The sequence below is a fragment of the bacterium genome, assembly GCA_021372535.1.
In the GTDB taxonomy this organism is placed as follows: domain Bacteria; phylum Latescibacterota; class Latescibacteria; order Latescibacterales; family Latescibacteraceae; genus JAFGMP01.
On sequence record JAJFUH010000171.1, the window covers coordinates 1 to 14,972 of the forward strand.

General features: G+C 48.0%; 11 protein-coding genes and 1 pseudogene. All 12 read right to left on the minus strand.

All coding sequences use genetic code 11. The annotated features are described in order from the left end of the window. Positions 1-40: 40 nt before the first annotated feature. The 12 genes and pseudogenes from LLG96_15020 to LLG96_15075 all read right to left on the minus strand — a co-directional run bounded on the left by LLG96_15020 (position 41) and on the right by LLG96_15075 (position 14,888). Complete coding sequence (locus LLG96_15020) at positions 41-616, minus strand: hypothetical protein (GenBank protein MCE5251520.1); 576 nt, start codon at positions 614-616, stop codon at positions 41-43. A 374-nt stretch (positions 617-990) separates the two neighbouring features. After that, a complete protein-coding gene (locus LLG96_15025; GenBank protein ID MCE5251521.1) occupies positions 991-3,210 on the minus strand; it encodes a T9SS type A sorting domain-containing protein in 2,220 nt (739 codons plus the stop codon). 1,013 nt (positions 3,211-4,223) lie between these two features. Further along, positions 4,224-4,523 (minus strand): hypothetical protein, encoded by a 300-nt coding sequence (locus LLG96_15030; GenBank protein MCE5251522.1) that lies wholly within the window; start codon positions 4,521-4,523, stop codon positions 4,224-4,226. Positions 4,524-4,898: 375 nt separating this feature from the next. Further along, positions 4,899-5,039, minus strand: coding sequence for a hypothetical protein (locus LLG96_15035; protein MCE5251523.1), 141 nt, complete (start codon positions 5,037-5,039; stop codon positions 4,899-4,901). 16 nt (positions 5,040-5,055) lie between these two features. Further along, positions 5,056-6,471, minus strand: coding sequence for a hypothetical protein (locus LLG96_15040; GenBank protein MCE5251524.1), 1,416 nt, complete (start codon positions 6,469-6,471; stop codon positions 5,056-5,058). Positions 6,472-6,720: 249 nt separating this feature from the next. Continuing rightward, positions 6,721-7,128 (minus strand): hypothetical protein, encoded by a 408-nt coding sequence (locus LLG96_15045; protein ID MCE5251525.1) that lies wholly within the window; start codon positions 7,126-7,128, stop codon positions 6,721-6,723. Between the two features lie 120 nt (positions 7,129-7,248). Further along, positions 7,249-9,033 (minus strand): ABC transporter ATP-binding protein/permease, encoded by a 1,785-nt coding sequence (locus LLG96_15050; protein MCE5251526.1) that lies wholly within the window; start codon positions 9,031-9,033, stop codon positions 7,249-7,251. Beyond that, positions 9,030-10,772: an ABC transporter ATP-binding protein/permease gene (locus tag LLG96_15055; GenBank protein MCE5251527.1), complete on the minus strand. Its 1,743-nt coding sequence runs from the start codon at positions 10,770-10,772 to the stop codon at positions 9,030-9,032. Before LLG96_15055 ends, LLG96_15050 begins: the two co-directional genes overlap by 4 nt. A 150-nt stretch (positions 10,773-10,922) precedes the next feature. Next, positions 10,923-11,150 (minus strand): annotated as a pseudogene (locus tag LLG96_15060) (septal ring lytic transglycosylase RlpA family protein). A 234-nt stretch (positions 11,151-11,384) separates the two neighbouring features. Continuing rightward, positions 11,385-12,308: a dihydroorotate dehydrogenase gene (locus LLG96_15065; protein MCE5251528.1), complete on the minus strand. Its 924-nt coding sequence runs from the start codon at positions 12,306-12,308 to the stop codon at positions 11,385-11,387. Continuing rightward, positions 12,308-13,087, minus strand: a complete 780-nt coding sequence (locus LLG96_15070) for a dihydroorotate dehydrogenase electron transfer subunit (GenBank protein ID MCE5251529.1) — start codon at positions 13,085-13,087, stop codon at positions 12,308-12,310. The genes LLG96_15065 and LLG96_15070 overlap by 1 nt, the downstream gene beginning before the upstream one ends. After that, positions 13,053-14,888, minus strand: coding sequence for a tetratricopeptide repeat protein (locus LLG96_15075; protein ID MCE5251530.1), 1,836 nt, complete (start codon positions 14,886-14,888; stop codon positions 13,053-13,055). Before LLG96_15075 ends, LLG96_15070 begins: the two co-directional genes overlap by 35 nt. Positions 14,889-14,972 lie beyond the last annotated feature (84 nt).

The window sequence follows — 14,972 nt, forward strand, 5'->3', positions numbered from 1 at the left end:
CTCCCGCACGTAGCCAGGGACCCCGTATATAACGCACACACTAGTTCGCCGTGCAAACAAGACGAAACTTCATATAGATGACGGGTTCATCCGGAGGAACGGTCAGCGTCACAACACCCACCACACAGGGATGCTCGAGAGGATACAGCATCCACTTTTCAAACGAGGTTCCTTTCAGTTTTTCCCTCACAACGGTCGATTTGACGTTGAACACGAGGCTTTTCCCCTCGGGGCCGGTCTTCGTGTAAACACTGTCGGCTTCGAGCCGCACGGGAATGTCCTGATCACGCATCATCACCTCGCCAAGGTGTTCGAGCACCGCCATGAATTTACCGGAGGGCGTATAGAGCTCGCCCCAGGCCCAGCCGTTCAGGCGCCTGAACATGACCAGCCGGATACGATCATTGCCGAGCTCGATGGATTCATGCCCGTACGCGCCGTGCCTGAAACGCGGCTCGACCGCATTACTGCCAACGGAAGCCGTGACAGCGCCCTGCACAGCAGCTCCGGTCTTTTTTTCCTGAGCATAACCATTTTCCGGCACGTTCCATGCGAGAACCAGGAATACGACAACGATACCACGATACAACAGTCCGCGGAAAGCTTCCGATCCCATTCCATTCCTCCTTTTTGAAAACTGTGCCATCGGCAATACCCTTTTTTTATCCCGAAGTTGTTTGACAGGATAACAGGATAAAAAAAAGACAAACGAAAGTCACGTATAAAAAAAATTTTATAGAGAATAAGAAAGGACTTTATTTTTCGACAGGATAACAGGATAAAACATGATAAAAAAGACAACAAAAAAATAAGAGTAATTTGGTATACAGTTGAAAATCAGTGAAATGGAGGGTAAAGCGGAAATAGCTGGAAATGCTTGTATTACTTGGAGTTATTTAAAAATGTAAAATTAAAAAAAGGTTCATGTATCTGATGAAAAGTGAACATGGAGATACGAGAGTAAAAAAAGATGGGATTATCAATAAAAGTTTATCTTAAAAATAAAACTTTTCCTTGGGCTGAATGACTTCCAGCTATGATCTTATAAATATAAACACCGCTTCCTGTTATTATTCCTTCTTTATTTCTTCCATCCCAGATACATTCATGTAATCCGGCGCTCATTAAACCATCTTGAATAACCGAAATTTCACGCCCGAGTATGTCGTACATCACCAACCTGACATTGCTTTTTTCATTAATTTCAAATTGTATCGTTGTGGAAGGGTTGAACGGATTCGGATATGCAGGATGCAGCACAAATGCAGCCGGCTTTTCATCAACACATACAACTGTATCAACAGCTTTTGCTGCGATTTTTTCACTTTCGCTATTAGCACCAACTGCCTGAAGCCAATAGTAATACGGAACACCATTTACAGGAACACACTCGTCGATGTACTCGTTATTCCCGACAGCTACTGAATCAATATAAACTGTATAAAGCCGTTCATCATATATGAGTGAATCAAGGGAAGAGAATCGCGAAAGAGGTATAGGATCGGTAAGTATGTTTGACTGGGAGCGATATATTTTATACCAGTCAACATTACTATCATTTTCGGAAGACGATGCTGTCCAGGAGAGCCGGAGACTATGACCATGGTCGCCATCAACATCTGATACAGACAAGTTCGTGGGTGGAGAAAGCCTGATCCCTATTGAAAAGAACTTAACACCGAGATCCTGTATCATTCCTTTTCCATCGGCGATCCTTACCGAGACGCGGATGGAGAGTGTATCGCCGACCGCAAATGTGGTAGAGGTACGAAAGATCGCCAGGTATATGAGGCCCTCTGTAGCTTCGGAATGAGAGCTCCCGGACAACGCGAAGGACTTGGTGAAATATCCCGGATTATTGACTTCACCCGCGCTCAATAGCGAACCATCGAGGATATTCACTTCCGGTGTGGTGATAAAGGTGGAGCCGTTAAGAGTCCACTCATTATCTGTTATAAACGTCGATGAGGATGATGCGCGGTACTCTGCCTTCGCGGGGTCCCATGAGAATGCAACCGTAAATCCAGGGACATTTTCCCAATTCTGCGCATAGAGAGCAAACCCTACCAGCGTTCTTTCGCCAATTTTCCCAATATCCTCCACTCCCTGGTTTCCGGCGGCCAAGAGGTCGGCATCCACCTTAAAACCGGATTTTAGGATGTAGCTTAATATAGAAAAAGGCGCGTCACTTGTATCATAAATATTTGAATCAAAGATATCAGTAATTTTTATCCGGCAAATCATAGAAGAAATATCAGGAACAGTCCATGCATATGACCCGCTTGAGGGCGCGTTTGAAATTATGGTCGTCCAGGTAACACCACCGTCCACGGTATATTCAATATTAACATTATTATTTGTATTGCCAATCCATGTAATAGTTGTATCCTGGCCCGCGACAATAGTTTCCGCTCCGTTGGGATATGTAATGGTCAATGTCGGCTCTGGTATAACGATGGTTTGAATATCGCTCAAAACTATATGCTCCGGATTTCCATCAACAGCCTTAACATAGTACTCATAAACACCGGAACGTTCGAAAGTGGAATCCGTATATGATAACGACATAGACTCCACAGTATCTACAAGCACGAAATTTTCTTCATCATTTTCTTTTTTGTAAACTTCATACTTCTCGACACCGTAAATCGGATGCTGACCGACACCGGCCCATCCGTAGTACCCGACAATACCGTGATCCTCGGGGACTTGCCAAATCAGAAGGATTACATTTTTTTCATTTAGCTGAATACTGAATGCAATAAAAGGGCTGGGTGATATATTATCTATAGCACCACCCAAATAAATGTTACTCATCTCACTAATATAAACAACAGGCTTTTCTGCTACCGCTATATCACTTGTTACGTCTTGGTCAGAAGCGCAAAGACCCCACCAAAAATCACCATTTACAGGTGTGGGTGCCAGAGCTGATGAAAAACCTTCTTTATCATAAAGAGTAGAGGGAAAAACCGCTGTATAAACCCAAGTAGAGTCAGCGCCAATTGGAGTTAATCTATATAATTGATAAGATTTTACAGAAGTCAAATGCTGGGGTGGAGTTTTAAATTTAACTATAATCCAATGTCCATTGTCATTTGGAACATCTTTAATAGTAAGTTCTGTTGGAGCTTCTGGTTCAGAAACAGCAAAAACGTTATTGGAATAAATAACGGAAATCATCAAAAACACAATAAATATTTTAAACATAAGACCGCAATCTACTTTATAATTTGATAATCATTATGGTTGTTTTGATTTTTTAGAATCGCATTTTTATCTCACAACTGAACCCGCCAATGCATTTTCTATTTCTAAAAAAATTTCATAAATTATTAAATAGCCTAACATGAATTTCTCCATTTATCGAACACTGGTGATTTATCCAATCAGAAGACCTCTGGATGCCCAGTGAAACACGATTGAACCACAGAAGATGCGCTATCTTTGTCTATAAGATGTCAAAGAGAGACGCCCACACGACATCGGCTTTAATCGATGTTTATAAGGAACTTCTTAATAGGCCAATGATGCGGCTGTCACCTCAGCCCGAATAACTTGGCCAACCAAGCAACAAACAAAGTTAAACCTGATCCTAGCAAAGATCCTATCACAGCGAAAATGAGTTTCTGTTTCCATTCGAGTGACTTCAACAGCAAGTTCTGATGATCACGAGGTGACCATCCTGGCCTATACCGAAAGAAACCCTTACAATTGCGTTGCTGTTCCTGAACCATATCGAAGATTTCATCAGCAGGGGGGACACCACAGTAGGACAGATCGAAATTAACCCACAGTGATCTGAAACACCATAGCTTTTCAAGAGGTGGACATCCCCCCGCTGTTCCACGCATATGTAGGAGGACCCGGTCAGCGGTGCTCACTTCTTTGTCTTCTAAAGCAAGAAAACCACAGTCAAGGCATGTGATCCGTCGTGGATGGCGCGCGAACGCAGCCACGTTTCGTCCTATCCTTTTTAACAAGTTCGTTTTCATCAATGGAATTCCCACACACAGTTACGGATTTCAATCGTCATTTTAGATTTCATGCGGCTTGAAGACCAAGCTGACTGAACTGCCTCTTTAAGACAAACAAACTTAAAGTTACCAGAGTAAGTGATATGAAGAGCGCTGCCGCGACTCCGGTCGAGTGCCTTTAAAGGCAGTCTTACCCTGTATTATCTGTTTTCCGCTTCTTTGCTGAGCCATGTTCTTGATGTTTACTCAGAGGCTCTTCACAGTGATGTATGATCTCTCCAGTTCTTGGGTCTGTGATAACCTCTTTATAGTAGTCATTCTCTCTATTAAATACACGTTCAAGGCGCATCCATTTTTGAATTTTTTTGAATAAGTCTGCTCCAATGGTGCCGAAGATAAAAAGCTTCCTTTTGCCTCCACGCCTACCCTTGTAGCTAAGTTTTGAGCGAGGTGTGATTTCCCCTCCCGTATCTTTAAAAAAAAGTCGAGAAGTGGAACTACAAGATGGGCATGGCTTCCGTGATTCGGGTGGAACTTCTGGTTCATCTTCGAATTCTGTTTTGCAGTTACTACATACAACTCTTTCCATAGTATCATAACCCAAGTACGTTGCTCAGTGTTCCTAAACTTCTTATTATATGGTTTACAGATAAAACATCATTCTGATATTCTATCTATACAACACGTCACCTATCTCAAGCTCATAAAGAGTAAAACTGTCGGTGCTTATGTCAACAACCATAAAGACATATTATAACTTTAGAAATATACTATCTATTTTATACTAATACAACAAAAATGAAAAAAATATGACACAATAGACCGCCAAACCTTGATTTCAGTCCGGCGGTCGATTGCGTTCTCTCATACATGAAAAATCACAATTCGGCGCAATTATCGTACCGTCTATTTTACTATTCGTCAATCCCCCGCAAACAAATGGATTGTGGCATCCGGGCTTTGCTCGTTCTGCTTTTCCGGACTCTGGAAAACAGCGATCTGAACCTTGCCGAGAACACCGAGGTCAAGCTGACCGGCTCGGCGACCAGCGCACTGCAACACCGGCGCGCCCTCCTCTTCAGTAACCCCTTTTCTTGTAAAGCTCTATCATCTGCCAGAAATGGTCGTATCCACCTTTCAAAGCCACAGACCTGAAAACCGCGGGCACATCCCCGTTTGTCCTGCGCCGGATTTCCTCCACCATCTCCATGCACGATGCCCAGAAAATCTGATTGAGAAGCGGGCCGGATGTGGGACACACTTTCCTGTCAAAGCCCGGAATGGCAAAAATACCGTATGTATCGCACATGGCGCCGGCATGCACATCGGTTTCCTTTGGAACGGTTCTGCCCTCGGGTATTTTTCCGTTTCGTGTCATCGGGCCGATGGATACGACTTTCATCCCAATTTTTCTGAATGTATCCAGGCTCTTCAGATCGACCTCGTCATCGGGTTTGGATAATCCCATGATTATCAGGTCTTTCGATGATGGCGTTTCTTTTCCTGCCCAGCTCTGCCAGTCCGTGATGTTGTTATCCTTATCGCATGAAATACCCTGGGTCAGGAGAAGTCCGCCCCGTCTGCCCCTCGATTCGCTCGCAAACCCGCCGTACCGGTCATACCCGTATACTCTCCCGCCGGACAATACGGAATCGACCGCCATCCGTGCGATCGCGCGAATCGCTCCCATTTCCGAGCCGATAAGCTCCAGCTGGTTCATGACCGTGTCGAAATAGTCGTCCATGACAGGGCTTGCGAGTCCGACATTCCTTTTTTCCTCGTTCAGGTTAATCGGGGGCTCATCGCCTCTGACCGGCACGGATTTGCCTCTCTGGGCCATAATACGGCATGCATCCGCTGTCATCATCCAGAATGTTACCATGCCGATAACGCCTGATGCCGGGCCCACAGGGGTGGTCATTCCGGGAACATCCATGAGCGCGCCCACCGTGGTCAGGTTTGTCTCGATCCATATGTCGCACCAGGGACGGATCATGAGCTTTTTGACATGCTCTTCCAGAAGCTCGTACCCTTGTGCATCGGCGCCCCAGGGCACCGGCATTCCGATGACGAACATATCTTTCGTGTCGACCTCGTCCAGAGAGCCGTTTTCCGTCGATTTAAGGAAAAGATCGCCGTCCTTCGATTTCTTGGGATCGTAGCCCGGTTTGAAAATTTCCGGGAGACCGTTACGGCCCGGAGGAAGGATATCGATGTTCGGCCCGTGGCCCATGTCCCATGAACACCAGCAGGTACGCCCTTCCATGTGTTTGGCGGCAATGGCGTGGGATGCTTCGAGCATGTTCTGAGACTGGGTGTTGCGAATCCATGTCAGCATCTCACGGATTTTTTTGAGATAACGGAACGACAGCGGCAGAGAATTTTTTTCGCCACCGTCATGACCATGATGTTCCTGAGACAAAGCGATGGATGCTGCGCCTGAAAACAAAGCTGCGAAAAGGGGAATTCGATATAAAGACTCGCGGCGTTTCATGATTTTCTCCGGAAATAGTATAATGGAATAATTCCGTTTATTTAATTCGAATGTATCTGAAAATATTCATAAACAATTTCACCACGGAGACCTGCTGCGACGGTGCGCCAGCACGGAGTAGGGGTAATTCATGAATTATCCCTACAATGTTACATCTGTCAGGTACGAAAAACAAATCCGCGTAAATCCGTTCGATCCGCGTAAATCCTTGTTCTATTGTATCTTATAAATGATTCTGGCCAACATGCTTCACCTTGATTCGAACACCGCTTTATCTATCACCCTCCATGTTATAACCCCCCGTTCCGAAACAGTGTATTCGAGCAGGGTCTGACCAAGCCGCGAGCCATCGTTGAACGAAGCGTACGCCCACCGTGAGTTGAGCACGTACATCCTCACATCAGGGTAAAACGAGGGCCGTGCGCCGAAAATCCCCCGAAACGGCATGAGCTCCTCATGGCTTCCGAGGTCGGCGATAATGTCATTTTGAGGGTCGGACAGGCCCCTTCTCCTGAATTCATCAACCGTTTCGGGACTGAGACCGGGAAAGCTTTTTGTGAGGTCTTCGATAATCGCATTCGATCTGGCCAGCTTTTCGGTAAGAGCATGTGCATCTGTCGTGAGTGTCTCATTCTCTGTGCGAAGACTTTTTGACATTTGCGCTGAATGGATGTAAGCATATGACATCACAACAGTTATAATTACAAGCAGCACTAATATACTACCGTAGATTATACGCTCACAGAATATATTCGATCCTGATTTCATAGTATTCCCTCATTCAACCATGTGCATTTTACACAGCTTCGCATAGATACCATTCTGTTTGATAAGCTCATCGTGAGTCCCGGTTTCGCACATCCGGCCCCGGGCGAGGACATGGATACGGTCGACAGTGCGAACCGTTGAGAGACGGTGGGCGATGACAATCGATGTCCGGTTCTCCATGAGCACCGGCACCGCTTTCTGGATAATTCCCTCGGTATATGTGTCGACACTCGATGTGGCTTCGTCGAGCACGAGAATATCACGGTCGGCGGCGAGAGCACGGGCAAAGCTCACGAGCTGACGTTGTCCCAGGGAGAGCCGTGATCCGCGCTCCATTACTTCAATATCGAGCAGGTCCCCGGAATCATTGGCCGATGTGTCAAACTGTATTTTCGACAGGACACGGCTCATTGTGTCTCGTGTGATACGGTCATCGCCGAGATTGATATTGTGAGCGACAGTCCTGTTGAATAGAAACGGTTCCTGGCCCACGAGAGCGAAACGGTGACGAAGGTCGGACAGGGAGATCTCACGGATGTCTTTTCCTCCGACCAGAATCCTGCCGCGGTCTACCTCGTAAAACCTGAGCAAAAGGTTGATGATGCTCGTTTTTCCCGCGCCTGAAGGCCCGACAAAGGCAATCCGCTCCCCCGGCCCGACACGGAACGATACATCCCTGAGCACCCATTCATCATCCTCATAGGCAAACCACACCCTGTCAAAAACGATATCCGCATCTTTCGGAAGCGGAACCGTGGCCGGAAGCTCGGTTATCGAAGGTTTCGTATCGAGCAGCGTGAATATCCGCTCGCTCGATGCAACGGCGGAAAGCATGACATTGAAATTTTCCGCCAGCTCCCGTACCGGCCAGAAAAACATGTCGATGAGCCGCACAAATGCAATCATGACACCGATCTGCAGTGTGCCCGCCTGAATGCGGAATCCTCCCTTCACCAGAATGAGCACCATGCCGAAAACACCGATAAATTCCATGATCGGGAAAAACAGGCCATAGTATAATACATTCCTGATCTTTACATCCATGAGATCGTCGGAGTACTTTGTAAACTTATTGAAGCTCCATCCTGTTCGCCGCATGAGCTGAATAATGCGGATACCCGAAATACTTTCCTGAAGGAACGCATTGAGACGGGCCGTACCTTTCCGGATGTTACGGTATACCGTCCGGACACGGTCTGCGAAGAGATGACCGACCAGGTACAGTAATGGCAGCAGTATCATTGTAATGATGGCCAGTTTCCAGTCCATGAGGAACATGAACACGATGATGCCTATGATGATGGTCGAGTTATTGATGATTTGAATGGCGCCCGATGTATAGAGCTCGTTGAGTGTGCTGACATCGTCGGTAATACGTGTCATGAGCCTGCCGACCTGGTTGTGGTCAAAGAAGCTCATCTCCATCGACATGACATGTTTGAAGATATTCATGCGGAGATCGTGCATGACCTTCTGGCCGAGCATCCCGGTCAGCATGCCGAGGAAATAATCGACAACCACGCTTATGACGTAGATACTGGCGAACAGGAGCATAAACCGGTTAAAACCAACCAGATTGCCTTTCGTCAGGTACTTGTCGATTGCGGTCTTGATAAAATACGGCCGGATAACGAGAAGCAGTGAGCTCGACATGCTCAGAATAAATGCCGTTACCGCCATCGCTGTATAAGGGCGTATATACGTCATGAGACGTCTGATGATCGCCCACAGCGAATATTCCCTGAAGGAATCGGGAGTGATACCCCGCTTTTTTATGTCAGCCTGAGTGTTCACTGTTGTCCGGAGTCCTCCAGAGACTCGATAGATTCCTGTTCGCTGTACAGCGCCGCATAACAACCATCGAGCGCCATAAGGCTTTCATGGGTACCGCGTTCGATAATACGGCCGTTTTCAAGATAGACAATCTCATCCGCATGCTTGACTGCGCCGAGACGCTGGGTAACGATGATCGTCGTCCTGTTTTCGGTTACATTCCTGATGTTTTTGAGGATTTTCATCTCTATCTCGGTGTCGACGTTGGAAAGGCAGTCATCGAAAAAAATGATCGGGGCATTGCTGATGAGCGCCCGTGCAATGGCGATACGCTGGCGCTGGCCGCCGGAAACCGTTATTCCGCGCTCCCCTAAAAACGTTCCGTACCCGTCCGGGAATTGCTCGATGGTCTCATGAATCGCCGCCAGCTCCGCCGCTTTATACAGAAGCTCCATATCCGCATCGGCATTGCCGAATGCGATATTCTCCTCGACCGTTTCGCTGAACAGAAACGTCTCCTGAGGAACATATGCTATCGAAGCCCGTAATCTCGACAGAGGAATGTCGTTAATATCGATACCGTCATAGAATATCACTCCTCTCGGAACATCATACGACCCGGTGAGAATGTTCAGAACGGTGCTCTTGCCGGATCCTGTCCTTCCCACAAGAGCGAGCGTGCAGCCCGGTTTGATGTCGAACGATATGTCGCTGATCACTTCCTGATTGGCCGTATACGAGAAATTGAGGTCTTTCACCGTTATCGCGCCATCGAGCGGCCGGTCGTCGGGGCTTTCATCGCTCCGTTCCGGTTCCTCGTCAAGAATTTCCTGTATACGGCGGGCGGAGGCCATGCCTCTCTGGAAAATCGCGACGACCCATCCCAGCGCTATCGATGGCCATACAAGGATGCCGATGTACATGATGAAGGAAACAATTAAACCGAGAGTGACATCGCCGGATGCAATTTTTCTGCCTCCTGCCCAGAGCACGAGCAGAATTCCCGTATTGGCGAGAATATCGAGCAGAGGATGGGAAACCGACTGAAGCCTGATGACTCCACGGTTTCCCTCGAGATACTTCATACTGAGCGAGTCGAGTGTTTTAAATTCACCCTTTTCACGGACATATGCCTTGATCACACTGATTCCGTTGAGGTCCTCCTGAACATGAGCGGAAATGTCCGAATATGATTCCTGAACCTTGACAAACCTCCGGTGAATCGCCTTGCCGACACGGTTTATCAGTATCGCCATGAGAGGAAATGCCACAACCGCGTAAAATGTGAGACTGACATTCTTGTGAAGCATGAATCCGAGCGCAAGCGGAACAAGTACTACTGCATTCATGGTGTACATCACCGCCGGGCCTGCCATAAGCCTGACCGCGGTAAGATCGTTGGTAAAATGGGCGATGATATCCCCCGTCCGTGACCTGTTGTAGAACGGTACGGGCAGCTTGAGCAGATGCTCGAACAGCCGCAACCGGATGTCGTTCTCCAATCTCCATGATGTCCCGATGATTATGTATCGCATCCAGAACCTGGAAATGCCGATAACGAGTGAAAACAAAAGGATCAGCCCGCATAAGCGGTACAGTTCCCACGCGGTAAAATGTTTCCCCAGAATATCCACTGCTGAACCGACGAATGAAGGAACAAAAACAGTGAGGAGGTTGGTGATAACAACGAAGATGGAACCGAAAGCGATACTTTTCCATCTTTTACCGATAAAAGACCAGACCAGACCGGTATTACTCATGGATTTCAATGTTCTCCGGTACAACAGAAGGGGATAGAGCTCAATACGCAGTTTTTATAATGACAGATATATCTGCCATGTGAATTCAATTATACAGGCTCAACGGATAACGGTGACCTCGACTTCCTGAACACCTTCATTGATCATATTGATCGATTTTGCCGCTTCATAAGACAGATCGATAATCCTGTCACCCGCAAAAGGGCCGCGGTCGTTGACACGTACGATAACCGTCCGGCCGTTCGAAAGGTTTTTCACTTCGAGCCAGGTATTGAAAGGAAGTGTTTTATGTGCACAGGTCAACCCATACATGTCGTATGTTTCCCCATTAGCGGTTTTTCTGCCATGAAACTCCTCGGCATAGAACGAAGCCTTTCCATGAAATTTCTTCCCCTTCGGAGGTTTTTCCACCGGTGTTTCCGTAGGGGTCTCCGCAGGGATTTTGGAAGGAGTTTCCGTAGATATCGGCGCTTCGGGAGTTTTTGAAACCCCGGGCTTGCTCGAGGGCGTTTTTTCGGGGGCCGATTTCTGAACGGTATACCGCGGCGAGGGAGAACACCCCCCGACCACGGCAAGAATTACACAGGCTGTCAGGATGTACTTCACAGCGGCTTAACCTCCCGGTACAGTAAGGCTGCCGATAATATCCGATATGGTCGTTACGCCATGTCTTTCACAATAGCTGCCGATTCCGTCGATTACCCTTAACGGAAGGTCCGGTTCGACAAACATGCCACACCCGACCTCGACCAGGGATGCCCCGGCAATAATGAATTCGAGAGCATCGCGGGCGCAGAAAATTCCTCCCATACCGATAACCGGTACCGACACGGCACGGGCGACCTGATACACCATGCGGACGGCAACCGGCCGTATTGCCGGTCCCGAAAGACCTCCCGTACCATTGGCAAGCATCGGCTGGCGCGTCTCCACATCAATCACCATCCCGGTAATCGTGTTGATGAGCGAAACCGCATCGGCGCCTTTTTCCTCCACCGCACAGGCGATTTCGGCAATATCCGTGACATTGGGTGTGAGCTTCGCAATAATCGGCTTGTCCGTACAGGTGCGGACAGCCTCGATAAGCTGCGAAGCGATTTGGGGCGAAGTGCCGAAAGCCACCCCGCCCTGCTTCACATTCGGGCATGAGATATTGATTTCAAGTGCCCGGACAGCCTCGTGGCGGTCAAGTTCCGAGCACACTTTCATATAGTCCGCCACAGTCCTTCCCGCAACATTCACTATTATCACGGTATCGAGACGGGCAATCCGTGGAAGAATGCTTTCGACAAAAACCGTAAGACCGGGATTCTGCAGACCGATGGCATTGAGCATGCCGGACGGGGTTTCGATGATACGCGGCGGAGGATTGCCCGTCCGTGGCTCGGGAGTCACCGCCTTTGTCACAAATCCCCCGAGCAGCGAAACATCATAATAATCCTGAAATTCCTCACCGAAACCGAATGTTCCGGATGCGGCGATCACAGGATTTTTGAAATCGATCCCGAACAACGACTGAAACAGGCATGTCCGCATCACCATTTCACCTCGTCCGCATCGAAAACCGGCCCTTCCACACACGAACGCACCATCCGGCCATCTGTAAGCGGCACGGCGCATCCGTAACAGGCCCCGATACCACACGCCATGCGCTGCTCCAGCGATATAAAACACCGGATTCCCGCTTTATGGGCGACAGCGGCGACAGCCTTCATCATCGGATGGGGACCGCAGGTATAGATTACCTCGGGATTAATCGAACCAACCTGCTCTTCAAGAAGACCGGTTACAAAGCCATGATACCCGAGAGAGCCGTCATCGGTGGCCTTCACAACCGTGACATGCTCATTGAACAATCCCTCGAACGCACGGTGTATTTCAGCGGTACGTGCCCCGATCATAAAGACAGCCTGATTTTTCTGGCGGTCGGCCATCGAATCGGACAAAAAGAAAAGCGGTGCCGCACCGACACCGCCTGCAACGAGAATACAAGAGCCGGAACCGGCATGATCCAGGTGAAAACCCTTTCCCAGTGGGCCTATTATATTGAGGCATTCACCTCGATTTACACTGCTTAAAAGCTCTGTTCCGCGGCCTACGATTTCGACCATCAGTTTTATCTGTCCGCGTTCAGGATCAGAGCCGTATACGGAAAAGGTTCTCCGCAGAAACGGGTCGGTGCCGTCGCACACCCTCACCTGAACGAACTGGCCGGGAGTCACCGTACGGGCGATTTCACCGCAGGAAAGATGCATGATAAAGACAGCGCTGCCGCGGCGCTCAGTTCGAATAATACCTGCTTCGTATTCGCGCATTTCTGGCCCTGATTTTTTTTAACCCAGTCATCTCTTCATCCTGCTTGCTCGCGGATACTGCTACCTGCGGGGTTTCCGAGGGAGTTTCGGTCGTCGTTTTGCCAATGCCGTATGTCAGGTAAACAATATTTTTCTCGATATCTTTCAGGAGTTTCGGTTCTTCTTTCATATGTTCGAGCTTGCTGGTAGCCAGCTCGACATAATCCTTCCTGTACACATTTTTTTCGAGCTTGGTAAGCTCTGTGTACAATTCAATGGCCTTTTCATTGTTTCCAACATCATGCTCGTAAAAATATGCCATGATAAATCGGGCCTGGTATGCGCTTTTCGTATCGGGGAAACTATCGGCAACAGCCTGATAAAGCGGCATGTAAACATCAGCCCCCTTTCCCGAAATCCGGGCCTGTTCGGCTTCCTGAAAGGCTCTTATTTCAGGCGGTTTCTCGATCACTCCAAGAAAAACACGCAGTTCCTGGCTGAAATTGCTCTCGGGATACTTTTCGATGATTTTGCTCATGAGCTCGTGATCCGCTTCTTCCGAGTAGCGGTTTTCACTCCGCAGTTCGTTCAATCCGAGGAAATATTCGCTCCTGACCGCAAAGTCCGTTTCGGGAGCCTCCTCCAGTATCATGCGATACTGTGTAAGAGCCGAATCGGGGCGGTTGAACGAAAAGGTGTAGAGTTCCGCCAGCGAAAATCGCTCATGAGCTTTTTTCACAGGATCGTTCTTGAGCTGATCGAGCGTTTCGAGCTTTTTTTTCAGGGCATCAATTTGCGTCGACATGTTCGTGGATTCAATAAGCCAGGAATCGACAACCCGCGCTTTAACAGCTTTCGCTTTATCAAATGCACTCTTTGCATCATCGAGATTTGAAAAATCCTGGAGCCTGAGCTTTCCCACATGGTACCAGGCTTCGTATGAGGCCACCGAATCAGGATAATCGCCGGCAAGTTTAAGATACGTGTCGACCGCTTTATCCGTATCGCCCTGCAGTTCATATATTCTTCCGATTTGGAGCCTGATTCTCGGGTCATACTTTGCATATTCACCTTTGTTCTGCATGGCGGTGAGATATCCGAGACCCTCTTCGAACTTTCCGAGTTCACCTTTCGCGAGCGCAATCATCAGGTTTGTTTTCACCTGGAGTTCCGGTTCGAGTTTATTTTTCAGTAATTCTTCGAGAGTCTGGACACATTCTTCATACCGTGCCAGGTTGTAAAGCGCTTCTCCCTTGTAACTGATGGCCTGATACAGCTCTTCTTTTTCGGGATTCGAATCGATGACATTCTGAGCCGCTGCCAGGAGATCGTCCCATTTTTCCTCGAGGAATGAAATATCAGCGAGCGAAAGTCCGGCCCGGCCCTTCTGGTATCTGTTACCGTTCTCAATACAATCGCTGAGGATTATCCGGGCATCATCGTACTTGTCAAGCTCGATAAGGCATCGCGCTTTGAAATATTTAACATCCGGAATGAATTCACTTTCGGGGAACGCTTCGGAAATTTCATCATATTTTGTGAGGGCACGGGTGTATTCGCCGAGATAGAAATAGGACATTCCGATTATAAAGAGGCTGTCATCAACATACTTGGAGTTGGGGTAATCGCGGATAAGACGGGCGGCTCCGTCAACGGCGTCATTATAGAATTTTCTGTAGGTGTTGTTGGTTGTACCGGTCTCCCGTACACGCTGACGTTCGCCGTTCTTATAGTTTTTCTGAGCCATGTAAAATGTGTTTAAATAAGCGCACCCGCAAAGAAAAACAGCAAAAACAACAAGTAATACCAGTATCTTTCTCATAATTCCTCACTCTGTACCTGATAAGCAGGTCAAGTCTTCGAACGAACTGCCGGAACAACGGGAACACTCCATCCCGTTCCGTAA

What these genes read in the sequence shown, in the direction of transcription:
- LLG96_15020 (MCE5251520.1), bottom strand. Translation starts at nt 616, where the DNA reads ATGGGATCGGAAGCTTTCCGCGGACTGTTGTATCGTGGTATCGTTGTC.
- LLG96_15025 (MCE5251521.1), bottom strand. Translation starts at nt 3,210, where the DNA reads ATGTTTAAAATATTTATTGTGTTTTTGATGATTTCCGTTATTTATTCC.
- LLG96_15030 (MCE5251522.1), bottom strand. Translation starts at nt 4,523, where the DNA reads ATGAACCAGAAGTTCCACCCGAATCACGGAAGCCATGCCCATCTTGTA.
- LLG96_15040 (MCE5251524.1), bottom strand. Translation starts at nt 6,471, where the DNA reads ATGAAACGCCGCGAGTCTTTATATCGAATTCCCCTTTTCGCAGCTTTG.
- LLG96_15045 (MCE5251525.1), bottom strand. Translation starts at nt 7,128, where the DNA reads ATGTCAAAAAGTCTTCGCACAGAGAATGAGACACTCACGACAGATGCA.
- LLG96_15055 (MCE5251527.1), bottom strand. Translation starts at nt 10,772, where the DNA reads ATGAGTAATACCGGTCTGGTCTGGTCTTTTATCGGTAAAAGATGGAAA.
- LLG96_15065 (MCE5251528.1), bottom strand. Translation starts at nt 12,308, where the DNA reads ATGCGGACATGCCTGTTTCAGTCGTTGTTCGGGATCGATTTCAAAAAT.
- LLG96_15070 (MCE5251529.1), bottom strand. Translation starts at nt 13,087, where the DNA reads ATGCGCGAATACGAAGCAGGTATTATTCGAACTGAGCGCCGCGGCAGC.
- LLG96_15075 (MCE5251530.1), bottom strand. Translation starts at nt 14,888, where the DNA reads ATGAGAAAGATACTGGTATTACTTGTTGTTTTTGCTGTTTTTCTTTGC.